Source organism: Sphingosinithalassobacter sp. CS137, from assembly GCF_014334115.1.
In the GTDB taxonomy this organism is placed as follows: domain Bacteria; phylum Pseudomonadota; class Alphaproteobacteria; order Sphingomonadales; family Sphingomonadaceae; genus Sphingomonas.
This window is the reverse complement of sequence record NZ_CP060494.1, coordinates 2,556,820-2,577,008: the sequence shown is the minus strand read 5'-3', so window position 1 is coordinate 2,577,008 and position 20,189 is coordinate 2,556,820. Positions and strand designations below refer to the sequence as shown.

Annotated in this window: 20 protein-coding genes and 1 tRNA gene; 16 read left to right on the top strand and 5 right to left on the bottom strand. The window is 66.5% G+C overall.

What is annotated here, in order from left to right; all coding sequences use genetic code 11:
- The first annotated feature begins 12 nt into the window (after positions 1-12).
- The 4 genes from H7V21_RS12765 to H7V21_RS12750 all read left to right on the top strand — a co-directional run bounded on the left by H7V21_RS12765 (position 13) and on the right by H7V21_RS12750 (position 3,926).
- Entirely contained in the window at positions 13-1,068 is a 1,056-nt protein-coding gene (locus H7V21_RS12765; protein WP_188054113.1) for a ribonucleotide-diphosphate reductase subunit beta, read from the top strand.
- 934 nt (positions 1,069-2,002) lie between these two features.
- Positions 2,003-2,269 carry a GIY-YIG nuclease family protein gene (locus H7V21_RS12760; protein WP_410482661.1) on the top strand — a complete coding sequence of 89 codons (267 nt, stop codon included), beginning with the start codon at positions 2,003-2,005 and terminating at the stop codon, positions 2,267-2,269.
- Between the two features lie 698 nt (positions 2,270-2,967).
- Positions 2,968-3,564, top strand: a complete 597-nt coding sequence (locus H7V21_RS12755) for a hypothetical protein (RefSeq protein ID WP_188054111.1) — start codon at positions 2,968-2,970, stop codon at positions 3,562-3,564.
- Positions 3,565-3,722: 158 nt separating this feature from the next.
- Positions 3,723-3,926, top strand: coding sequence for a KTSC domain-containing protein (locus tag H7V21_RS12750; protein WP_223177022.1), 204 nt, complete (start codon positions 3,723-3,725; stop codon positions 3,924-3,926).
- A gap of 12 nt (positions 3,927-3,938) precedes the next feature.
- Here H7V21_RS12750 and H7V21_RS12745 read toward each other — a convergent pair whose 3' ends face one another.
- Positions 3,939-4,976 (bottom strand): lipase family protein, encoded by a 1,038-nt coding sequence (locus H7V21_RS12745; protein ID WP_188054110.1) that lies wholly within the window; start codon positions 4,974-4,976, stop codon positions 3,939-3,941.
- Between the two features lie 256 nt (positions 4,977-5,232).
- On the opposite strand from H7V21_RS12745, the gene H7V21_RS12740 reads away from it, so the two are divergent.
- Both H7V21_RS12740 and H7V21_RS12735 read left to right on the top strand, forming a co-directional pair.
- A complete protein-coding gene (locus tag H7V21_RS12740; RefSeq protein WP_188054109.1) occupies positions 5,233-5,664 on the top strand; it encodes a DUF1330 domain-containing protein in 432 nt (143 codons plus the stop codon).
- A 95-nt stretch (positions 5,665-5,759) separates the two neighbouring features.
- Entirely contained in the window at positions 5,760-5,942 is a 183-nt protein-coding gene (locus H7V21_RS12735; RefSeq protein ID WP_188054108.1) for a hypothetical protein, read from the top strand.
- Here H7V21_RS12735 and H7V21_RS12730 read toward each other — a convergent pair.
- Together H7V21_RS12730 and katG are read right to left on the bottom strand one after the other, a co-directional pair.
- Entirely contained in the window at positions 5,939-8,032 is a 2,094-nt protein-coding gene (locus H7V21_RS12730; protein ID WP_188054107.1) for a S9 family peptidase, read from the bottom strand. The two genes, H7V21_RS12735 and H7V21_RS12730, sit on opposite strands and share 4 nt — an antisense overlap.
- Positions 8,033-8,161: 129 nt before the next feature.
- Positions 8,162-10,396, bottom strand: a complete 2,235-nt coding sequence (gene katG / locus H7V21_RS12725; protein ID WP_188054106.1) for a catalase/peroxidase HPI — start codon at positions 10,394-10,396, stop codon at positions 8,162-8,164.
- A 222-nt stretch (positions 10,397-10,618) separates the two neighbouring features.
- Here katG and H7V21_RS12720 point away from each other — a divergent pair, with 222 nt between their 5' ends.
- Entirely contained in the window at positions 10,619-12,415 is a 1,797-nt protein-coding gene (locus tag H7V21_RS12720; RefSeq protein ID WP_188054105.1) for an aminopeptidase P family protein, read from the top strand.
- Positions 12,416-12,508: 93 nt separating this feature from the next.
- Here H7V21_RS12720 and H7V21_RS12715 read toward each other — a convergent pair whose 3' ends face one another.
- Complete coding sequence (locus H7V21_RS12715; protein WP_188054104.1) at positions 12,509-12,655, bottom strand: hypothetical protein; 147 nt, start codon at positions 12,653-12,655, stop codon at positions 12,509-12,511.
- A 91-nt stretch (positions 12,656-12,746) separates the two neighbouring features.
- Between H7V21_RS12715 and H7V21_RS12710 the strand changes: the two genes are divergently transcribed.
- The 6 genes from H7V21_RS12710 to H7V21_RS12685 all read left to right on the top strand — a co-directional run bounded on the left by H7V21_RS12710 (position 12,747) and on the right by H7V21_RS12685 (position 17,025).
- A tRNA-Thr gene (locus H7V21_RS12710) sits at positions 12,747-12,821 on the top strand.
- A 75-nt stretch (positions 12,822-12,896) separates the two neighbouring features.
- Positions 12,897-14,009: an S-(hydroxymethyl)glutathione dehydrogenase/class III alcohol dehydrogenase gene (locus tag H7V21_RS12705; RefSeq protein ID WP_188054103.1), complete on the top strand. Its 1,113-nt coding sequence runs from the start codon at positions 12,897-12,899 to the stop codon at positions 14,007-14,009.
- A gap of 24 nt (positions 14,010-14,033) precedes the next feature.
- Complete coding sequence (locus tag H7V21_RS12700; protein ID WP_188054102.1) at positions 14,034-14,435, top strand: VOC family protein; 402 nt, start codon at positions 14,034-14,036, stop codon at positions 14,433-14,435.
- 4 nt (positions 14,436-14,439) lie between these two features.
- Complete coding sequence (locus H7V21_RS12695; RefSeq protein WP_188054101.1) at positions 14,440-14,796, top strand: cupin domain-containing protein; 357 nt, start codon at positions 14,440-14,442, stop codon at positions 14,794-14,796.
- Between the two features lie 166 nt (positions 14,797-14,962).
- On the top strand, positions 14,963-15,802 hold the full coding sequence (gene fghA, locus H7V21_RS12690; protein WP_188054100.1) for an S-formylglutathione hydrolase: 840 nt from the start codon (positions 14,963-14,965) through the stop codon (positions 15,800-15,802).
- Positions 15,799-17,025 (top strand): NAD(P)/FAD-dependent oxidoreductase, encoded by a 1,227-nt coding sequence (locus H7V21_RS12685; protein ID WP_188054099.1) that lies wholly within the window; start codon positions 15,799-15,801, stop codon positions 17,023-17,025. The genes fghA and H7V21_RS12685 overlap by 4 nt, the downstream gene beginning before the upstream one ends.
- Here the strand turns inward: H7V21_RS12685 and H7V21_RS12680 are convergent.
- Positions 17,022-18,254 carry a bifunctional alpha/beta hydrolase/OsmC family protein gene (locus tag H7V21_RS12680; RefSeq protein WP_188054098.1) on the bottom strand — a complete coding sequence of 411 codons (1,233 nt, stop codon included), beginning with the start codon at positions 18,252-18,254 and terminating at the stop codon, positions 17,022-17,024. The two genes, H7V21_RS12685 and H7V21_RS12680, sit on opposite strands and share 4 nt — an antisense overlap.
- A gap of 161 nt (positions 18,255-18,415) precedes the next feature.
- Between H7V21_RS12680 and H7V21_RS12675 the strand changes: the two genes are divergently transcribed.
- From H7V21_RS12675 to H7V21_RS12665, 3 genes are read left to right on the top strand one after another with little or no spacing between them, the layout of a single operon-like run.
- The gene (locus H7V21_RS12675; RefSeq protein WP_188056539.1) at positions 18,416-18,634 is read left to right on the top strand and encodes a helix-turn-helix transcriptional regulator; all 219 of its coding nucleotides are present in this window, start codon (positions 18,416-18,418) and stop codon (positions 18,632-18,634) included.
- Between the two features lie 49 nt (positions 18,635-18,683).
- Positions 18,684-19,049: a hypothetical protein gene (locus H7V21_RS12670; RefSeq protein ID WP_188054097.1), complete on the top strand. Its 366-nt coding sequence runs from the start codon at positions 18,684-18,686 to the stop codon at positions 19,047-19,049.
- A gap of 31 nt (positions 19,050-19,080) precedes the next feature.
- Complete coding sequence (locus H7V21_RS12665; protein ID WP_188054096.1) at positions 19,081-19,998, top strand: TraB/GumN family protein; 918 nt, start codon at positions 19,081-19,083, stop codon at positions 19,996-19,998.
- Positions 19,999-20,189: the final 191 nt, after the last annotated feature.

Genomic DNA, 20,189 nt, shown 5'->3' with positions numbered 1-20,189 from the left:
AGGGAGTACCCCATGTCTCTTCTCGAAGCCCGCAAGACCTACAAGCCCTTCGAATATCCCTGGGCCTATGAATTCTGGAAGCGCCAGCAGCAGGTGCACTGGATGCCCGAGGAAGTGCCGCTGGGCGAGGATTGCCGCGACTGGGCGCAGAAGCTGACCGATCACGAGCGCAACCTGCTCACGCAGATCTTCCGCTTCTTCACGCAGGCCGATGTCGAGGTGCAGGATTGCTACCACGAGAAATACGGCCGCGTGTTCAAGCCGACCGAAGTCAAGATGATGCTGGCCGCGTTCAGCAACATGGAGACGATCCATATCGCCGCCTACAGCCATCTGCTCGACACGATCGGCATGCCCGAAAGCGAATATGGCATGTTCCTCGAATATGCCGAGATGAAGGACAAGCACGATTATCTGCAGAAGTTCGGCGTCGACACCGACGAGGACATCGCCAAGACGCTGGCGATGTTCGGCGGCTTCACCGAAGGACTTCAGCTCTTCGCCAGCTTCGCGATGCTGATGAACTTCCCACGCTTCAACAAGATGAAGGGCATGGGCCAGATCGTCAGCTGGAGCGTGCGCGACGAAAGCCTCCACTGCGAAGGCATCACCCGGCTGTTCCACGCCTTCTGCAAGGAGCGCGACTGCCTCACCAAATCGGTGAAGGAAGACATTATGGACGTCTGCCAGACGACGGTGCGGCTCGAGGACGCGTTCATCGATCTCGCCTTCGAAATGGGCCCCGTCCCCGGCATGACGCCCAAGGAGATCAAGAAGTATATCCGCTACATCGCCGACTGGCGGCTCGGCCAGCTCGGCCTCAAGCCGATCTACATGATCGACGAGCACCCGCTGCCGTGGCTCACGCCGCTGCTCAACGGCGTCGAGCACGCGAACTTCTTCGAAACCCGCGCGACCGAATATTCGAAGGGCGCGACCCGCGGCCAGTGGAACGAAGTGTGGGACAGCTTCGACAAGCGCCAGAAGGCGAAGGTCGCCCCCGTGGCGAACGAGGACGATGGCGGCGAGGGGGACATGTTCGCGAAGGGCGGCGTGGCGGCGGAGTGATCAGACTCGTGCGACCCACTTAGAAAGGATTTAGCTATGGGACCCTCGAGCTTCGGCCGGGGTTTCAATGGTTATGGGCATTGTTGCGTTCTTCTTTGCTGTCGGCTGGCTGGTCTCCAGGACTTAAGGCTTCACCCGGCCTTGTGCTCGGGTCCACCAGCCATCGAACGCCACGCGCAGTGACTCGACGACCACGATTGTTTCGCGCCGGGTTACTGCGCTCTACCCCACCTCCGGTTCACGCTGCGATAGCACCCACCCGTCGCCCCTGCGCAGGCAGGGGCCTATCGCTCGCGCCGCGCACGCTGCCTTCGGCGGTTGTGCGCTCCGCATGATTTCCGGACAATAATTGCCAGACATGGGCTCCTGCCTACGCAGGAGCGACGGAGCGCAACGCCAGGCGCGTTGTACCTGCATCTCAGTGTTATCTGGGTCCGAACAATCGGATCGTCACCCGGTCAACCGGCAGGCTCCTCCGGAGTCGACAGGATTTCATCCAAAGTCGAGCAAATCGCCACTCGCTCTCCCACGCTCCGGCATACCGTCGGAACGCACGGGAGGCGACGATGGGACTAACCTATGTCTGCGAGAAATGCGGCAGCAAACTCGTGACGCGCGACGCTTGGGCGGAGTGGGACGAAGCCGCACAGCAATGGGCGCTCGGAGCTGCGTATGATTATTCCTTCTGCCACAGTTGCGAGAGGGAAACGACGCTTCGCGAAGTTCGGCTTGAGGATGCAATTCGGAAGTGAGGGAATAACGCTGCCCCCCGTCGCCCCTGCGCAGGCAGGGGCCCATGGCTCGCGCCGCGCACGCTGCCCTCGACAATCGCACGTCCCCGCTTGATCCCCGCGCGACATCCGGCAGACATGGGCTCCTGCCTGCGCAGGAGCGGCGGGGGACGGGCATGGGAAAGCGCGGCTATGTCTACATCATGACGAACGGACCGAGCGGAACGCTCTACACCGGCGTCACCGCGAACCTCACCGCGCGCGTGCACCAGCACCGCAGCGGCACCGGATCGGACTTCTGCCGCGAGAACGGCCTCACCCGCCTGGTCTATGTCGAGACGCACGAGCGGATCGACGCCGCCATCGCCCGCGAAAAGGCGATCAAGAAATGGAAGCGCGGCTGGAAGCTCAACCTGATCGGCAGGGCGAACCCGGACTGGCGCGACTTGTGGGACGAAATCAACCGGTGATCGCACCGCCGGGGACGAAGGATCGCTGACCGCTTCGCAGAGTAATTGCCAGCGATAGGCCCCTGCCTGCGCAGGGGCGACGAAGACAGCGGAACGCCCGCCGCACCACCCCGTCGCCCCTGCGAAGGCAGGGGCCCATGTCTGGCCGCGGCGCGTGTCGGCGGGCGCGTTGGCGCACAATCGCGGGCCGCATCGCAGCGTCAGAGGCAGCGATAGGCCCCGACCTGCGCAGGGGCGACGAAGACAGGGGAACGCCCGCCGCACCTCCCGTCGCCCCTGCGAAGGCAGGGGCCCATGTCTGGTTGCGGCGCGTGCCGGCGGGCGGGTCGGCGCACAATCGCAGGCCGCATCGCAGAGTCAGCGGCAGCGATAGGCCCCGACCTGCGCAGGGGCGACGAAGACAGGGGAACGCCCGCCGCACCTCCCGTCCCCCCTGCGAAGGCAGGGGCCCATGTCTGGTTTCGGCGCGTGCCGGCGGGCGGGTCGGCGCACAATCGCAGGCCGCATCGCAGAGTCAGCGGCAGCGATAGGCCCCGACCTGCGCAGGGGCGACGTCAAATTTGCCCCCCAGCCCCATTCCGGCCCAGCTCCAGATCCAGCCCCGCCGACCCGCCCCTCCGATTTCCGCTGTCCTACACGAACCGATATGGTTATATACCCCGGCTCCCGCGCCCCTTCAGCGACCAAGGAGCCAAGCCATGACCGATCAGTCCCATGATTTCCCCGCTACTTCGCGCCGGGTCCGCCGCGACGGCTGGACCGCCGAGCGGCAGCGGCTGTTCCTCGAGACCCTCGCCGAAACCGGCTGCGTGTCCGATGCCGCCGCCGCGGTCGGCCTCACTCCGCGATCGGCCTATCGGCTGCGCGCGCGGGCCGATGCCGATGCGTTCCACCGCGCCTGGGACGCGGCGCTCGTCATCGCCAGCCAGCGGCTCACCACCATCGCTTTCGAGCGTGCCGTCAACGGCACGCTGCGCCAGGTGTGGCATCGCGGCGAGTGCGTCGGCGAGGAGCGCGTGCCGTCGGATCGGCTGCTCATCTTCCTGCTCAAGCATTTCGATGCGATGCGCTACGGCAATCTCTCGGGGCTGATCGAAGTCGACATTCCCGATCCGCGCGCCGCCGCCCGCGCCGCGCTCCCCGCGCTCACCCAAGCGCTGACCGACAGCGACTCGCCCGCCGAGCGCCTGCGCCGCGAGGATTTCGTCGAGGGAGTGCAGCCCGCGTTCGACATGGTGGGCGAGCCGGTCGACGTGCCCGGCGTGTTCGATGTGGAGGCCTATGATGTGGAATAGCCCTCGCGCGTGCGCGCGGGCGCTCGCGCGCGCGTTGAGGTGCGACCTTAGTGCGACCTTCGACGGAAAACCGCCGATCGCGGCGCGCAAGCCGCCACGGCAACCCGGCCGCCGTCCGCCCGTTCTACGCTGCGGTTCCGGCGGCAGGAAGTCGCGCAATGATCGCGGTCGATTCCGAAATGATGGATGCGGTGGACTATGACGCCGCCCGCTGCCGGCTCGGGATCCGCTTCATTTCCGGCGGCTGGTACTGGTATGCGGGCGTGCCGCGCGACGTGTTCGAGGCGTTGCTCGCCGCGCCGTCGCACGGCCGCTTCTTTCACGATCACATTCGCGATCGCTACGCCTTCCGGCGCGGCTGAGCGCGCCGCGGATCAGGAAAGGCGCGAGGTCCGCCGCTCGCGCCCCGGCTCGGGCAGTTCGGGCGGTTCGCTGCGGCGGCGGTGCTCGCGCCAGCGGGCGGGCACGGTCGATCGCGTGCCTTCGCGATCGTGACGGCGCGGCGGCGGCGGCGCGGCGCCATGGGTGCAGCCGGTCTCGCCCAGGCAGATCAGCCGGTCATAGCCCGAGTCGGGGCAGATCGCGTGCGAAGCAATGGCCGAAGGAGTGCGCCGCGCGAGGTTGAGCCCGGCAAGCGCCGTCCTCCAGTCGCGCGGGTTCACGCCGCCCCCGTCGGCCGGGGCGACACGCTCGCCGACCGAGTGATAGTCGCTGTCGGCCAGCCCGGGCCACACTTGCCGGGCGAGCTGCCGCGCCCAGCGCGGGCTGGCCGGGCCGATCGGCAGGTGCGGGATCGGGTCGCCGGGCAGTTCGTAGCGCAGGCACGCGATCCGCTCGGCGGCATAGGCCTTGGCGAAGGCGGCGTTGCCGGCGCGGGCGGCGGCGATGGTGGCGACGCTGATCGGCATGTCGCGCCACCCGGCGAGGCGCGCGGCGCGATAGGCGGCCAGGTTGGCGAGCGCGCCGCCCTTGCTGTGGCCGGTGACGAACAGGTGGCGGCGCGCGCCGCGATCGAGCAGCGTCTGGACGGCGGATTTCACGCCGGGCCCTTCGTCGCTGTCGTTCCACAGCCGGGCCATCGATTCGGCGAAGCCCCAATGGACGCCGGCGCCGCAATAGTCCGGATCGGAACGGCACACCGAAAGCCCGCCGTTCAGCCAGTCGAGCAGCACGGTCCAGCCGTCGTGCCGCCCGCCGAAAAAGGGAGGAAGCGAACCGCGAAACGCCACGATCACGCCGTCGGGCACGGCGCCGACCAGCGCGAGGTCGATCGGCTGCTGCCACAGCTCGATTCGCCGCTGCACCACCAGCGGCGGCGCGGTCCAGCCGACGCTGCGGCGCACCGTTTCCATCTGCGGGTGATAGGCCTGCGACGCGGCGTACAGCAGCCGCCGCTTCATGCAGTCGATCATGGTTAACATCCTCCGTCGCAACGCGTTTCGCCGCTGCGGCTGCGCTCCGGCAACTCCGGGCATCTGCATTCAGGGACTCTGCGGACGTGCCTCCGCCGTCCCGATTCGGGACGCCTTGTGGGAGCCGCGTAGTTGCAGACTCCTGAATGGAAGAGTCAGCTTTCGTTGGAAATGCAACCGCTTGGCGCCATTCAGGGGTGGAATCGGCCGCGTGCGCCGCGCTATCCAGCTGCGAAACGATCAGGAGAACCGCGCCATGACCGATCACATCGACCCCAGCCGGCCGCAGTTCGATGCCTTCAAGGCGCTGCCCCGCGACCAGCTGATCGAGATGCTCAACCTCGTCCGCTTCCGCGCCCGCGCCGCCTATCCCGAGGAGCATCCACAGGCTGCGGAGGGGCTGAGCGGCGCCGAGGCCTATGCCCGCTATGGCGCCGAAAGCGGGCCGATCTTCCGCCGCGTGGGCGGCACCATCGTCTGGTCGGCGGCGCCCGAGCTGGTGCTCACCGGCCCGGCCGACGAGGCATGGGATACGGCATTCGTCGCCCGCTATCCCAGCGCCCACGCCTTTCTCGAAATGGTGACCGATCCCGACTATCGCCGCGCCGTCGTGCATCGCCAGGCGGCGGTTGCCACCTCGCGGCTGATCCGCACCGCGCCGCGCGAGGGAGGCGCCGGCTTCGAATGACGCCGTAATCTGCGTCCGTTTCGGATCGGGTTCGGCTCCGATTCGGACGCGACCGGCTATATTCCGGCGCACGGTGTCGCTTGAAAGGACCGCCCGTGGCTCTGGAATATGCCTGCGAACGCTGCGGCGGCACGGCAGTGACGCGCGACGCCTGGGCCGAATGGGATGTGGCGGCCCAGGCCTGGGTGCTGTCGGCGGTGTTCGACTATGCCCATTGCCACGAATGCCACCGCGACACGCGGCTCGTCGAACGCCCGGCTACCCGCAACCGCCGCTAGGGGGGACCGGCCCGAACCCCGTCGGCCAGCCCGAGCTGCCACAGCACGAACGCCATTTCGTCGGCGGCCTCGCGCAGGCTCTCCCAGCGGCCCGATTTGCCGCCATGGCCCGCGCCCATGTTCGTCTTCAACAGCAGCACATTGTCGTCGGTCTTCGTCGCCCGCAGCTTCGCCGCCCATTTGGCCGGCTCCCAATAGGTCACTCGCGGATCGTTGAGCCCCCCGGAAATAAACAGCGGCGGATAGGCCTGCGGCCGCACATTGTCGTAGGGCGAATAGGAACGGATCAGCTCGAACGCGGCCTTGTCCTCGATCGGGTTGCCCCACTCCGGCCATTCGCCCGGCGTCAGCGGCAGGCTGGGATCGAGCATCGTGTTCAGCACGTCGACGAACGGCACGTCGGCAATCACCGCGCCCCACAGCTCGGGATCCGAATTGACGACTGCGCCCATCAGCTCGCCGCCCGCCGAGCGGCCGGCGATGGCGATGTTGCCGGCGCTGGTGAACCCGAGGTCGATCAGCCCTTTCGCGACGTCCACAAAGTCGTTGAACGTGTTGGTCCGCTTCTCGAGCTTGCCGTCATGATACCATTGCTGGCCCAGATCGTCGCCGCCGCGGATATGGGCAATGGCAAACGCCATGCCGCGATCGAGGAACGACATGCGGCTGGTGGAAAAGCCGGGCGGGATGGCGTGGCCATAGGCGCCATAGCCGTAGAGATAGAGCTTGCCGCTGCCGTCCTTGGGAAAGTCGGCCGGATAGACGATCGATACCGGCACTGGCGTGCCATCCCGCGCCGTGATCTTCAGCCGCTCGGTGGCATATTTCGCCGGATCATATCCGCTGGGGATCTCCTGGACCTTCAGCGTCTCGAGCCGATCGTCGGCCAGGTGATAGTCGAACACCGTGCCGGGCGTGACCATCGATTCATAGCCGAGCCGCAGCACCTCGATCGCATATTCGGGATTGTCGCCGGCACCGGCGACATAGCTGGCTTCGGGGAACTCCAGCCGCCGCGGCGGACGCCCGTCGTACCAGTGCAGCTCGACCTGATCGAGCCCGTCCGCACGCCCCTCGACCACGAAGAAATCGGCGAAGGGGGTAACCCCGGTCATGTAGAAGCGATCGGACGGCGCGATCACCTCGCGCCAGTCGCCCGGCGCCTCCAGCGGCGCCTTCACCAGCCGCCAGTTGGTGTGAGTATCGTTGGTGTGGATGAAGAGCGTGCCGTCATGCTCCTCCACGTCATATTCGATGCCGGTCTGCCGCGGCCGCACCAGGATCGGCTCGGCGGTGGGATCGTCGGTCGGCAGCAACCGCACCTCGCTGGTCACATGATCGCCGGTCGACAGGATCAGGAACCGCCGCGACTGAGTCTCGCCGACGCCGACGCGATAGCCTTCGTCCTCTTCATGATAGAGCTCGACGTCTTGCTCCACCGGCTCTCCCAGCCTGTGCCAGCGGATACGATCGGTACGCCAATGCTCGTTCACCAGCGCATAGAGAAAGCCCTTCGAATCCGCGGTCCAGACGAGTTCGGAAAGCGTGCCGGGGATCACGTCCGGCAGCATCCGGTCGCTTTCCAGGTCCTTTACCCGGACCTCGAACCGCTCCGAGCCATCGTCGTCGACAGCATAGGCGAGCAACCGCCCGCCCGGACTGACGCTGATCGCGCCCAGCCGGAAATACTCCTTTCCCCTGGCCAGCGTCGGTTCGTCGAGGATCAGCTGGTCCGCACTGCCGTCGTCGGGCGCGCCGACCGGGCGGCGCCACCAGCGGCGGTATTCGCCGCCCATCTCGAAATCGGTCCAGTAGAGCCAGTCGCCGTCCTTCTGCGGCACGGTGGCATCGTCTTCCTTGATCCGGCCGCGCATCTCCTCGAACAGCGTCTCGGCCAACGGCTTCAGTGGCGCCATCACCTTTTCGAAAAAGGCGTTCTCCTCCTCGAGATAGGCGAGCACGTCCTTGTCGGTCACGGTCGGATAGCCGGGGTCGCGCAGCCAGGCCCAGGGATCGTCGATGGTGATTCCGTGATATTCGCTGCGATGGGGCCGCGTGGCGGCGCGTGGAGGCTTGGGAAGGTCGTTCATTTCGGCCCTTTAGCGCAGCGGGCACGCGCTCCGAAAGCCTGCGCCCGCACGGTCGGACACGAAGAGGCCCCTTGCCGCCGCGTCACTGGAAGCGGAGGCAAGGGGCCTGTGTGGTGCTCGACCTTTCGGCTATTCTGCCAGATCGAAGCGGTCGGCGTTCATCACCTTGGTCCATGCGGCGACGAAGTCCTTCGCGAACTTCTCGCCGGCGTCGCTCGACGCATAGACTTCCGACAGCGCCCGCAGCTGCGAGTTCGAGCCGAAGACCAGATCGGTCCGCGTGGCACGCCACTTCTCCTCGTCGGTCTTGCGGCAGGTGCCGACGAACTCCTCGTCTCCGGCCTCGTCCACTTCCTTCCACGCCGTGCCCATGTCGAGCAGGTTGACGAAGAAATCGTTGGTGAGCTGCCCGGGCCGGTCGGTGAGCACGCCTTCGGGCCGATCGTTGTGATTTGCGCCCAGCACGCGCAGACCACCGACGAGCACCGTCATCTCGGGTGCGCTGAGGTTCAGCAGCTGCGCTCGATCGATCAGCAGCTCCTCGGTCGGGACGCTGAACGAAACCGACAGATAGTTGCGGAAGCCATCCACCTTGGGCTCCAGCACCTCGAAGCTCTCGGCATCGGTGATCTCCTGCGTCGCGTCGGTACGGCCCGGCGTGAACGGCACGGCAATGTCATAGCCGGCGTCGCGCGCTGCCTTTTCGATCCCGACCGAACCGCCGAGGACGATGAGATCGGCGATGCTCACCTTCTTTCCGCCGCTCGCCGCACCGTCGAACTCCGCCTTGATGCGCTCATAGACCGCGAGCACCTTGGCAAGCTTGTCGGGTTCGTTGACTGCCCAGCTGCGCTGCGGCTCCAGCCGGATCCGCGCACCATTGGCGCCGCCGCGCTTGTCCGACGTGCGGAAAGTGGACGCGGACGCCCAGGCGGTCTTCACCAGCTGGGAGACGGTGAGCCCCGAATCGCGGATCTTGTTCTTGAGCGCCACGACGTCGTCGCCGTTGATCGGCGTGTAATCGGCCTTGGGAATCGGATCCTGCCAGATCAGATCCTCTTCGGGCACTTCGGGACCGAGGTAGCGGGCCTTGGGCCCCATGTCGCGGTGCGTGAGCTTGAACCAGGCGCGGGCGAAGGCGTCGGCGAAATAGGCCGGATCCGCGCGGAACTTGTCCATGATCTTGCGGTATTCCGGGTCCACCTTCATCGCCATGTCGGCGGTGGTCATCATCGTCGGCACCTTGGCGCCGGGGCTGTGCGCCTTGGGCGCGAGCGTTTCCTCGGGGCTGCCCACCGGCTGCCACTGCTTGGCGCCCGCCGGACTGCGCACCAGCTCATATTCGTGGTCGAGCAGCATGTCGAAATAGCTCATGTCCCACTTGGTCGGCGTGGGAGTCCACGAACCCTCGAGGCCCGAGGTGATGGTATGGTCGCCGACGCCGCTCTCATGGCCCGACTGCCAGCCCAGACCCATCTGTGCGATGTCCGCGCCTTCGGGCTCGGCGCCCACCTTGGATGCGTCCCCGGCGCCGTGGCACTTTCCGAACGTGTGGCCGCCCGCGGTAAGCGCAACCGTCTCCTCGTCGTTCATACCCATGCGCGCGAAGGTCTCGCGGATGTCCCGCCCGGACTGCATCGGATCGGGATTGCCGCCCGGACCCTCGGGATTGACGTAGATGAGGCCCATCTGGATCGCGGCGAGCGGGTTTTCGAGCGCACGACCCTCTTCCTCGTGGATACGGGTGAGGCTCCCCTCCGAACCGACCCACTCTTCCTCGGTGCCCCAATAGACGTCCTTCTCGGGCTCGAAGATGTCCTCGCGGCCGCCGCCGAAACCGAAGATCGGGCCACCCATCGATTCGATCGCGACGTTGCCGGCCATGATCATCAGATCGGCCCAGCTGAGTTTGCGGCCGTACTTCGCCTTGATCGGCCAGAGCAGACGGCGCGCCTTGTCGAGATTCGCGTTATCCGGCCAGCTGTTGAGCGGGGCGAAGCGCTGGTTGCCCGAGGAGGAGCCACCGCGGCCGTCGCCGGTCCGATAGGTACCGGCCGAGTGCCACGCCATGCGGATGAAGAAGGGGCCGTAATGCCCATAATCCGCCGGCCACCAGGGCTGGCTGTCGGTCATCAGTGCGGTGAGGTCGCGCTTCACTGCTTCATAGTCGAGCGACTCGAACTCCTTGCGATAGTCGAAGTCGTCGCCCATCGGATTCCCGTGGAGCCCGTGCTGATGCAGGATCTCGATCGAAAGCTGGTTGGGCCACCAATCCCGGTTGGTGCGGCCCAGCAGCGAGCGCATCGCCTTGCCTTCCTTCATCGGGCAGCCGCTCAGCGGATCTCCGCTCGTCTTCGCGTCCATCGTCTATCTCCTCGGATCTTGAATACTACGGACAAGGTACGGATGCGTGAGGCGAAGGAAAGCGAGGAAGCTTGCTCAGACAGAGTGAAAGAATCGATTGAGGGTGATCGATCGGGCAGCCGGCCAAAGGCGATATTTGCGCAACCGCACGCAGCTGCCTAGCTGAGGCGCAGGATTCATCACCAGCGCGCCACTCGCACAAGGCGCAGGAAGTCGACGCCAATGTCCACCTACGCAGACCGCCTCACCGCCCTTCGCGAACAGCTCCGTTCGGAGCGCCTCGACGGCTTCGTCGTGCCGCTCACCGACGAGCATATGAGCGAATATGTAGGCGATTATGCCCAGCGCCTCGCGTGGCTTACCGGCTTTCAGGGCTCGGCGGGCGCCGCGGTGATCCTCCCTGCCGAAGCCGCGATGTTCGTCGACGGGCGGTACACGCTGCAGGTGCGCGAACAGGTCGATGCCGATCACTATCAATATGTAAAGGTGCCCGACACGAGCATGTCGGACTGGCTGGGTGAGCACGCGCCCGAGGGCGGTCGCATCGGCTATGATCCGTGGCTCCACACCCGCGCCTGGGTGGCCGAGGCAAGCAAGGCGCTGGCGGAGCGCGGCGCCGAGCTGGTGCCGGTCGCGGCCAATCCGGTCGATGCGATCTGGTCCGATCGTCCCGCCCCCTCGCCTGCCACGCTCAGCGCCCAGAGCGATGCCGCGGCAGGCAAGACCTCGGCCGAAAAGCGCGCCGTTATCGCCGAATGGCTCGAGACGCGCCGTGCCGACGCGGTGGTGCTCTCGGCGCTCGACTCGATCGCCTGGACGTTCAACATCCGTGGGGAGGACGTGATCCACACGCCCGTCGCGCTCTCCTACGCGCTGGTCCACTCCGACGGTACCGCCGAGCTGTTCGTCGCGCCCGAAAAGGTGACCGACGCGGTGCGCCAGCACCTCGGCAATGCCGTGCGCGTCCAGCCGCGCGACGCCTTCGCGCCTGCGCTGAAGGAGCTGTCGGGCAAGCGAGTCGCCGCCGATCCCGAGCGCGCCGTCGCCGCGATCTTCGACCTGCTCGACGCAGGCGGCGCGCACATCCTCCCGGTGCGCGATCCGGCAGTGCTCGCCAAGGCGCTCAAGAACTCCGCCGAAGTCGCCGGCCACCGTGCCGCGCAGGCGCGCGACGCGGTCGCGATGGTCCGCTTCCTGCGCTGGATCGAGGAGGAAGCGCCGAAGGGCAGCGTCACCGAGATGTCGGCGGTGCGCAAGCTGCTCGAATTCCGCCAGGCCCTCGGCGTGCTCAAGGACACGTCGTTCGACACCATCTCGGGCTATGGCAAGCACGGCGCGATCCCGCACTATCGCGTCACCGAGGAATCGAGCCTGCGCCTCGAACCCGGCAGCCTCTATCTCGTCGATTCGGGCGGGCAATATGAAGACGGCACCACCGACATCACGCGCGTGATGCCCGTCGGCGAACCGACCGCGGAGATGAAGGACCGCTTCACCCGCGTGCTCAAGGGCATGATCGCGCTCACTCATGCCGTGTTCCCGGACGGCACCGCGGGCAGCCAGATCGATGCCTTCGCGCGCCAGTTCCTCTGGCAGGCGGGGCTCGATTATCCGCACGGCACCGGTCACGGCGTCGGCGCGTATCTGTCGGTGCACGAGGGGCCGCAGCGCATCGCCGCGCCCAACTATCCCGGCGGCGGCCCGAGCGAGCCGCTGCGCGCGGGCATGATCTGCTCGAACGAGCCGGGCTATTACAAGGCAGGCGAATACGGCATCCGCATCGAAAACCTCGTGCTGATCGTCGAGCAGGAGATCGCGGGCGCGGAGCAGACGATGCTCGGCTTCGAAACGCTCACCTTCGTCCCCATCGAACGCACGCTGATCGACCCCGCGCTATTGACGCCGCACGAGCGCGAGTGGCTCGACGGCTATCACGCGAAGGTGCTGGAGATCGTCGGCCCGCAGGTCGACGGCGAGGACAAGGCCTGGCTCGAAGCCAAATGCGCGCCGATCGCGTAATCACCGGTGCCCCCGCGAAAGCGGGGGGCCAGCTTTCGGCGCAGTAAGCGGAGTCCAAGGAGAGTCGAAATGCAGAGGAAATCCGGCCTGACGCTAGGCGTGGTCACCGTCCTCGCGCTGGCGATCCTGTTCGCCAGCGGCATTCTCTGACGCCCGCCCTTCGCGCGCCTGCGCCTTGCGCTTGCGCAGGTTCTCGCGCAGCGCCTGCGCCAGCCGCGCCTTCTTCTCGTCGTCGTTCATGGCATGTCGATAAACCGCCGGGCTTCGGGTTGACAATCGGGGGCATCCAAGCACATAGGCCCCTCCCGCTCGGGCGACCCCCGCGCGGCGTGCTGCCGTAGCTCAGTGGTAGAGCGCATCCTTGGTAAGGCTGAGGTCGTGAGTTCAATCCTCACCGGCAGCACCATTTTCTGACATCTCCTGGTTGCCATCGCGGCCGGCGATCCCGATTAGGGTCGCCAATAGCCTCTGGGAGATCGTGATGAAGACCCGCGCCGCCGTCGCCTTCGAAGCCGAACAGCCTCTGGAGATCGTCGAACTCGATCTCGAAGGGCCGAAGCCCGGCGAAGTGCTGGTCGAGATCATGGCGACGGGCATCTGCCATACGGACGCCTATACGCTCGACGGGTTCGACAGCGAAGGCATCTTCCCCAGCGTGCTCGGCCATGAAGGCGCAGGGATCGTGCGCGAGGTGGGCGCAGGCGTCACCAGCGTGACCCCCGGCGACCATGTCATCCCGCTCTACACCCCCGAATGCCGCCAGTGTAAGTCGTGCCTCTCGGGCAAGACGAACCTCTGCACCGCGATCCGCGCGACGCAAGGGAAAGGGCTGATGCCCGACGGCACGACCCGCTTCAGCTACAAGGGGCAGCCGATCTACCATTATATGGGCTGCTCCACTTTCTCGAACTTCACCGTGCTGCCCGAAATCGCCGTCGCGAAGATCCGCGAGGACGCGCCGTTCAACACCAGCTGCTACATCGGCTGCGGCGTCACCACCGGCGTCGGCGCGGTGGTCAACACCGCCAAGGTGGAACCGGGCGCGAACGTCGTCGTGTTCGGCTTGGGCGGCATCGGCCTCAACGTCATCCAGGGCGCGAAGATGGTCGGCGCGGGCCGCATCATCGGCGTCGACATCAACCCCGATCGCGAGGAATGGGGCCGCAAGTTCGGCATGACGCATTTCCTCAATTCGAAGGGCATGAGCCGTGAGGAGACGATCGCGAAGATCCTCGAACTCACCGACGGCGGCGCCGACTACAGCTTCGACGCGACCGGCAATGTCGAGGTGATGCGTACCGCGCTGGAATGCGCGCATCGCGGCTGGGGCGAATCGATCATCATCGGCGTTGCCGAAGCGGGCAAGGAAATCAGCACGCGCCCGTTCCAGCTGGTCACCGGCCGGGTGTGGAAGGGCACGGCGTTCGGCGGCGCGCGCGGGCGCACCGACACGCCCAGGATCGTCGACTGGTATATGGACGGCAAGATCGCGATCGATCCGATGATCACGCATGTCCTCAGCCTCGAGGAGATCAACAAGGGCTTCGATCTGATGCATGCGGGCGAAAGCATCCGCAGCGTCGTGGTCTATTGATACGACACGAACGGAGAGGAAGCGATGTTCAACCACATCATGGTCGGCACCAACGACGTCGAAAAGGCGCGGCTGTTCTACAACGCGGTGCTCGGCACGCTGGGGTTCGAAGGCGAGCCGATCCGCGACGTCAAGGACGGCATCACGCGGCTGTTCTGGCGGCACGAGGGCAACAGCTTCTGCGTCAGCGAGCCGATCGACGGCGCGCCCGCCACCCCGGCGAACGGCGGCACGATCGGGTTCAAGTGCAGCTCGCCCGAGCAGGTGAAGGCGTTTCACGACGCGGGCGTCGCCCATGGCGGCACCTCGATCGAGGACCCGCCCGGCCCGCGCGCGAGCAGCTTTGGAGAAGTGCACCTTTCCTACGTCCGCGATCCGGACGGCAACAAGCTGTGCGGCATGTATCGCCCGCGCAAGTCGGGCTGACCGCGTGGACGACAAGGTCAATCTGCCCCAGAAATTCGCCGGCTTTTCCGATCATTGGGCGCCGCGCATCGTCGGCAGCTACAATGGCAACGACGTCCGCCTGATCCGGGCCGAGGGCGAATTCATCTGGCACGTCCATGAGGACACCGATGATTTCTTCCTCGTCCTGGACGGCGAACTCGATATCGAACTGCGCGACCGCACGATCACGCTCGGCCCGGGAGACCTCTATGTCGTTCCCCGCGGAGTCGAGCACCGGCCGGTCGCGCGGCGCGGCGAGGTGCGGATCCTGAATCTCGAACCGCGCGGCACCGACAATGTCGGCGAGGGTTCGCCCCAGCGGCCGCCCATCGCAGCCTGAGACACGATTTGGGCTTCCATAATAGGATTTGCGCTGAAATGCTGGGCGCACGCTGGAATTAGAATCGGTCTTTGCGCGCGGGCGTGCGCGCACACCCGCGCGCGGAGGTGCGACTTTTCAGTGACCTTCGGCGGATTTCCGCGAGTCGAGTTCCCGGGAGAGAGAGTTGGAAACGCTTTCGACGAACATGGCGCATGGCGGCACCCAAGGCGTCCATCGCCATGCCTCCACCGTCACCGGCACCGACATGACCTTCTCGGTCTATGTCCCGCCGCACGCGGATGGCGCGAAGCTGCCGGTGCTCTGGTATCTCTCCGGCCTCACCTGCACTCACGCCAACGTGACCGAAAAGGGCGAGTATCGCGCCGCTTGCGCAGAGCATGGCGTGATCTTCATCGCGCCCGACACCAGCCCGCGCGGCGACGATGTGCCCGATACGGATGGCTATGATTTCGGCAAGGGCGCAGGCTTCTACGTCGATGCGACAGAGGAACCCTGGGCGACCAATTACCGCATGCGCAGCTATATCGAGGAAGAGCTTCCCGCGCTGATCGCCGCGCAGTTCCCGGCGGCGGACCTCACCCGCCAGTCGATCACCGGCCATTCGATGGGCGGCCACGGCGCGCTGACCATCGCGCTGCGTAACCCCGATCGCTTCGCCAGCGTCTCCGCCTTCGCGCCGATCGCCTCGCCGCTCGCCTGTCCCTGGGGCGAAAAGGCGCTGGGCGGCTATCTGGGCAGCGCGGACAAGGCCGCGTGGCGGCGCTACGACGCGTGCGCGCTGATCGCCGATGGCGCGCGGCTTCCCGAGCTGCTGGTCGACCAGGGCGATGCCGACCAGTTCCTCGTCGAACAACTCAAGCCCGAGCTGCTCGAGGCCGCATGCCGCGAGGCAGGCATCGACCTGACGCTGCGGATGCAGCCGGGATATGACCACAGCTATTATTTCATCTCCACCTTCCTCGCCGATCATGTCGCGTGGCACGCCGAGAGGCTGAACACATGAGCCGATTCGACGTGCTGATCGTCGGCGCCGGCCATGGCGGTGCACAGACGGCGATCGCACTGCGGCAGAACGGCTTTACCGGTACGATCGGAATCGCCGGCGACGAGCCCGAGCTGCCCTACGAGCGCCCGCCGCTTTCCAAGGAGTATCTCGCCGGGGAGAAACCGTTTGAGCGCCTGTTGATACGCCCCCCCGCTTTCTGGGCGGAGCGCGACGTGGCGATGCTGCCTGGCCGCCGTGTGGTCCGCGTCGATCCCGGCGCGCATGAAGTCACCACCGAGGCGGGTGAGACATTCGGCTATGGAGCGCTCGTCTGGGCGACCGGCGGGCGCGCGCGGCGGCTCACCTGTTCGGGCGCGGCGCTGAAGGGCGTTCACACGGTACGCAGTCGCGCCGACGTCGACGCAATGATCGCCGAACTGCCGGACGTGACTCGTGTGGCGGTGATCGGAGGCGGGTACATCGGACTGGAAGCGGCCGCGGTGCTCACCAAGCTCGGCAAGAAGGTTTGCGTTCTCGAGGCGCAGGATCGCGTTCTTGCCCGAGTTGCGGGCACGCCGCTGTCGCGTTTCTTCGAGGACGAGCATCGCGCCCATGGCGTGGACATCCGGCTGGGCGTCGAGGTCGGCTGCATCGAGGATCGGGACGGCGCTGCCTGCGGCGTACGGCTCGGTGACGGCAGCAGCGTTCCTGCCGAAATGGTGATCGTCGGCATCGGCATCCTCCCCGCGACCGATCCGCTCTACGCCGTGGGCGCGCAGGGTGAGAACGGCGTGCTGGTCGACGCGCAATGCCGCACGACGCTTCCCGAAATCTATGCCGTCGGTGACTGTGCGCTGCACGCCAATCGCTTCGCGGAAGACGGGCCTATCCGCCTCGAATCGGTGCAGAACGCGAACGATCAGGCCACGGTGGCCGCGAAGACGATCTGTGGAATCGACGCGACCTATCAGGCCGTCCCCTGGTTCTGGTCGAACCAATATGACCTGAAGCTGCAGACCGTCGGGCTGTCGGCCGGCCATGACACCGCAGTCGTTCGCGGCGATCCGGCGGACCGCAGCTTCTCGCTCGTCTATCTGCGCTCGGGCCGGGTAATCGCGCTCGACTGCGTGAACAGGGTCAAGGACTATGTTCAGGGACGCAAGCTGGTCGAGCCGGGAGCGGTCGTCGATCCGGAGCGGCTCGCCGACACGAGCGTTCCGCTCAAGCAACTGCTGGGCTAGCGATCAGCCTCGTCCGCCGACTGCGGCTCCTCGCGCGTATGCACGTGCAGCTCGCCGGTAAGCGTCCGGTGCACAGGGCATTTGTCGGCGATCCGCATCAGATCGGCGCGCTGCGACTCGCTCAGCGGGCCGGTCATTCGGATCGTCCGCTCGATCGCTTCGATCTTTGAAGCCGGATCGGTGCAATGGTCGCAATCCACGCCATGGTTGCGGTCATGCGTCAGCCGGATCGCAACGTCCTCGAGCGGAATGTCCTTGCGCGCCGCATAGAGCTTGAGCGTCATCGAAGTGCATGCGCCCAGCGCGCCCAGCAGCAGGTCGTACGGGCCCGGCCCCGCGTCCTCGCCCCCCACGGCCACCGGCTCGTCGGCGACCAGACTGTGAAGATGCGTCCGCACGGTCGTGCCGAACTTGCCGCCCGCATTGCCGGCGAACACTTCGCCTTCCGCCACCATCGGCGCCGCTTCGGCGGGCGCCAGATAGCGTTCGGCCCAGGCGGCGATCAGCGCGGCGACATAGGCCGCGTCGCTGCGCCGCGTGAGCAGATGGTCGGCATCGTCGAGCGTGACGAAGCTCTTCGGGTGCCGTGCCGCGTCGAAGATCAGCCGGGCGTTGTCGATCCCCACCACTTCGTCGCCCGGGGCGTGCAGCACCAGCAGCGCACGGCCGATCGCGCCGATCCGGATCGCCGGATCCTGCGCGCGCAGCGAATGCAGGAACTGCGCGCCGATGCGGAAGCTGCGGCCGCCGATCGTCACCGCGCCGGCGCCTTCACGTTCGATCGCCGCCAGATCGCCGCGGATCGCCTCGAGCACATGCGCGGGATCGAACGGCGCCCCGATCGTCACCACGCCGCGCGCCTCGGGAATCCGTTCCGCCGCCGCCAACACGGCCGCGCCGCCCAGACTGTGCCCGATCAACAGTGCGGGCGCTGCGATCGACGCCCTCAGATGATCGGCCGCCGCGACGATGTCGGCCACATCGCCGAGGAAATGCGCATTGGCGAAGTCGCCCTCGCTGCCGCCAAGGCCCGTGAAGTCAAATCGCATCGTCGCGATCCCGGCGCCTGCCAGCGCAGTCGTGATTCGATTCGCGGCATGGCTGTTCATCGTGCAGGTGAAGCAATGCGCGAACAGCGCCACTGCACGGATCGGTCCGACCGGGAGCTCCAGCCGCGCCGCGAGGCTCTGGCCAGAAGAGCCTTGGAATTCAATCGCCTGGCTCGGCATCGCGCCCTCCCTGTCTTTCTCGCAGCATCCCGATAGCAGAGCCCGTTTGTCAACTATAGAGCGCTTTTAGTCAGGTGTTGTTGACACCGCCAGGACTCGCTGTCACAAAGTCAGGGACGCCTGACACTTTCGGGGTCGACCAGAAGGAGACGATGGGCCGCATGAAGAACCGGCTGAAGGTGCTGCGTGCGGAGCGCGACTGGAGCCAGGCAGAACTCGGTGGACGGCTGGGCGTCTCGCGCCAGGCGGTGAACGCGATCGAGACAGGGAAATACGATCCCTCGCTCCCGCTCGCCTTCAGGATCGGCCGAGTGTTCGGCATGCGGATCGAGGAGATTTTCGATGATGGCGAGAATGGCGGGGAGCAGGCTTGTGATTGATCGGATGGGCGAAGGCGAGCGTGCTACCGTGCTGAGGCGCCGGCGCGTCATGCGCCCCATCATCGCCACCGGCGTGATCGGCGGCATCCTCGGGTTCGTGTTGGCGGCGCTGGAGGGGGGCACCGAGCGGATGGTCAGCGCGCTTCCGCCCGCAGCTGCGGTGGCGGCGGCACTCGTCACGGTCGTCACGGTGACGGCCGGAAGCGTGATCTACTGGCGGCGGATCGACGAGCTGGAGCGCAACGCCTGCCTGTGGAGCGGCATGCTGACGCTGAACTTCTACTTTCTGACGTACATGAGCTGGTGGCTGCTCTGGAAGGGCGGAATCACGCCCGAGCCGCACCACGAGATTCTCTTTGGCGCCACTTATTTCGCACTGATCGCGACCTATTCCTGGAAGAAGTTCCATCCCTGACCGGTGCGGTCACTCTCGAGGAGACACGAACATGTTGAAGACCTTTCTTCGTGCCGGTGCCGCGATGGCGCTGGTGCTCGCCCCCGCCGCGGGTCAGGCTCAGGTGGATACGCAGGCGCATTCGCAGGCTGCGCCGGTGCAAGACGCCGATCCCGCGCTGTGGGTCGTCAAGGACGAGGACACGACCATCTACCTGTTCGGCACCGTCCATGTGCTCAAGCCCGGTCTGAGCTGGTTCGACGAAGCGGTGAAAAACGCATTTGAAGCCAGCGACGAAATCGTGCTGGAAATGGTCGAGCCCGACGAGGCGGAGATGCAGGCGCTGGTGATGCGCACCGGCATGAACATGTCCGGACCCACGCTCACCGAGCAGCTTCCCGAGGACAAGCGCGCCGCGCTCGCCGCAGCCGCCGCCGAGACGGGCCTGCCGGTCGCCGCCCTCGATCGCTTCGATCCCTGGCTCGCCGGCCTCACGATCACGGCGGTCAAGCTCCAGAAGCTCGGCTTCGATCCCAGCACCGGCGCCGAGCGCATGATCAGCGCCGCCGCCGAGGAAGCCGGCAAGCCGGTCAGCGGCCTCGAAACGGCCGAAGAGCAGCTGATGATCTTCGACAGCATGCCCGCCGATCTCCAGACGCGCTACTTCGTCAGCGTGCTCGATCAGGTCGATGAGATGGGGCCGATGCTCGACAATATGGTCGTGCTCTGGGCGAACGGCGATCCCGATGCGCTGGGCGCGCTGCTCAACGAGGAACTGCGCGACGAGCCCGAACTCGCGCGGCGCCTTCTGGCCGATCGCAACGCCCGCTGGGCCGAGTGGATCGACGCGCGACTGGATCAGCCGGGCACCGCCTTCGTCGCCGTCGGAGCGGGGCACCTTGCTGGCGAGGACAGCCTCCAGCACTTCCTGGCCCAACGCGCGCTGAACGCGGAGCGGATCGCTTATTGATCCCTTCACCAGCTGCAACCGGCGCCGTCGGCTCCCCGGAGCCGGCGGCGCTGCCGCCGAGGCCGATGTTCCGTGCCTCAGCCGGGGCGGCATGCTTCTCCCGTCGGGTGGGAGGGATTGATTTCGGGCAGGCCGTGTCACATGTGAGACGCCAAACCGTCACAATGCGAGCCTAGTGCTCGCGCGCTTCC

What these genes read in the sequence shown, in the direction of transcription:
- H7V21_RS12745 (WP_188054110.1), bottom strand. Translation starts at nt 4,976, where the DNA reads ATGATCGACTGCATGAAGCGGCGGCTGCTGTACGCCGCGTCGCAGGCC.
- H7V21_RS12705 (WP_188054103.1), top strand. Translation starts at nt 12,897, where the DNA reads ATGAAGACCCGCGCCGCCGTCGCCTTCGAAGCCGAACAGCCTCTGGAG.
- H7V21_RS12675 (WP_188056539.1), top strand. Translation starts at nt 18,416, where the DNA reads ATGAAGAACCGGCTGAAGGTGCTGCGTGCGGAGCGCGACTGGAGCCAG.
- H7V21_RS12760 (WP_410482661.1), top strand. Translation starts at nt 2,003, where the DNA reads ATGACGAACGGACCGAGCGGAACGCTCTACACCGGCGTCACCGCGAAC.
- H7V21_RS12740 (WP_188054109.1), top strand. Translation starts at nt 5,233, where the DNA reads ATGACCGATCACATCGACCCCAGCCGGCCGCAGTTCGATGCCTTCAAG.
- H7V21_RS12665 (WP_188054096.1), top strand. Translation starts at nt 19,081, where the DNA reads ATGTTGAAGACCTTTCTTCGTGCCGGTGCCGCGATGGCGCTGGTGCTC.
- H7V21_RS12680 (WP_188054098.1), bottom strand. Translation starts at nt 18,254, where the DNA reads ATGCCGAGCCAGGCGATTGAATTCCAAGGCTCTTCTGGCCAGAGCCTC.
- H7V21_RS12720 (WP_188054105.1), top strand. Translation starts at nt 10,619, where the DNA reads ATGTCCACCTACGCAGACCGCCTCACCGCCCTTCGCGAACAGCTCCGT.
- H7V21_RS12685 (WP_188054099.1), top strand. Translation starts at nt 15,799, where the DNA reads ATGAGCCGATTCGACGTGCTGATCGTCGGCGCCGGCCATGGCGGTGCA.
- H7V21_RS12715 (WP_188054104.1), bottom strand. Translation starts at nt 12,655, where the DNA reads ATGAACGACGACGAGAAGAAGGCGCGGCTGGCGCAGGCGCTGCGCGAG.
- H7V21_RS12700 (WP_188054102.1), top strand. Translation starts at nt 14,034, where the DNA reads ATGTTCAACCACATCATGGTCGGCACCAACGACGTCGAAAAGGCGCGG.
- H7V21_RS12730 (WP_188054107.1), bottom strand. Translation starts at nt 8,032, where the DNA reads ATGAACGACCTTCCCAAGCCTCCACGCGCCGCCACGCGGCCCCATCGC.
- katG (WP_188054106.1), bottom strand. Translation starts at nt 10,396, where the DNA reads ATGGACGCGAAGACGAGCGGAGATCCGCTGAGCGGCTGCCCGATGAAG.
- H7V21_RS12670 (WP_188054097.1), top strand. Translation starts at nt 18,684, where the DNA reads ATGCGCCCCATCATCGCCACCGGCGTGATCGGCGGCATCCTCGGGTTC.
- H7V21_RS12755 (WP_188054111.1), top strand. Translation starts at nt 2,968, where the DNA reads ATGACCGATCAGTCCCATGATTTCCCCGCTACTTCGCGCCGGGTCCGC.
- H7V21_RS12750 (WP_223177022.1), top strand. Translation starts at nt 3,723, where the DNA reads ATGATCGCGGTCGATTCCGAAATGATGGATGCGGTGGACTATGACGCC.
- H7V21_RS12765 (WP_188054113.1), top strand. Translation starts at nt 13, where the DNA reads ATGTCTCTTCTCGAAGCCCGCAAGACCTACAAGCCCTTCGAATATCCC.